Source organism: Mesorhizobium sp. P5_C1, assembly GCF_054049815.1.
The window spans coordinates 1-1,166 of the sequence record NZ_JBFULQ010001026.1 but is presented as its reverse complement, the minus strand read 5'-3'; the positions used below and the strand labels follow the sequence as shown (position 1 = coordinate 1,166).

Below are 1,166 nucleotides of genomic sequence, written 5' to 3'. Positions count from 1 at the left end.
ATGGTGGAGGCTCAGCGAGAGGTAGCAGGTTCTTTCACGTTCAGGCGCTACGGGATCGCACCACTTACGTTACGATTCCTCTCCGACTCCGAGGAGGCTCAGTATCAAGCATTCATACTTCGGTCGTCGATATTCCACATACGCTACGCTTACACGTTCGCGGTGCTCCTCACAGTTGTCTATGTGGCCTTGGACCCACTGCTGTTCTCAAATCACAGCTTGCTTACACGCGCTATCTGGATAAGGTTTCTTGTGTTATTGCCAATACTTGTGGGACTTATATGGCTTACATTTTACAGAAATTATAAATCCACTGCGCAGCTGTCAGGAACTGTTACTATGTTTCTGTTTAGCTTTGGGATATGTTTTCTGGCTCTGGGAGCAAACGAGGCTGTCGTAGTAGATAACTACTCATCCACGATAATGATACTTATATATGGCTTCTTTTTTACCGGGTTATTTTTTCGCTTCAGTTTCATTGCTGGATTTCTACTTTCTTTATTTTATGTTTTTGTTATTAGTCAAAGCTCGGATACTCCACCTGCCGTCGCTAGCAGCATGGAGACGTCGTTGATGGTCATAGTTGTAATTTTAGGGCTGGCAGCTTATCAAAAGGAACTAGTTTCTCGCCGGCTTTTCCTGACCGAAACGAGGGAACGCGAGCGCCTATCGAGACAGATACAGCAGGACGCCAGACATCTGCAATGGCTGCGGACCCTGGCCCATTTCCTTCGGCATGAGGTCCGTCAGCCAGTAGCGCAGATAAATTCAAGTCTCGAACTTGCACGAATGTTCGGCTCGGACGACGCCCGTGCATCCGGCGCGCTCGACAACGCTACATTGAGCACTCAGCACGTTTGGAATCTAATCGAGCGAGCTAGTCAAGCTACAGATGCTGAAGCCTATGTTCGCCAGTGTAGGCCGGCCATCCTCGATCTGTCTCAACTGCTGATGCAGCTAGTCGCTGATTTTGAGCAAACGCACTCGGGATTGGAATTTACGCTACGGCGCAACGGCCCCGCCTATGTCCGCGCCGACCCAACTCTTGTCGGTCAAGCGATCGGGAATCTACTCGCAAATGCGACATCCTTCGCGGTCGAGCACAGTGTTGTGGAGGTCCAACTGAACCATACCGCACAACATGCGGTCGTCAGTGTCTGCAACAG

1 protein-coding gene is annotated in these 1,166 nt (G+C 50.0%); it reads left to right on the top strand.

All coding sequences use genetic code 11. The features are described from left to right. Positions 1 to 339: 339 nt before the first annotated feature. On the top strand, positions 340 to 1,166 hold an 827-nt coding region (locus tag ACXJ7R_RS33590; RefSeq protein WP_457155549.1), incomplete at its 3' end, for a sensor histidine kinase.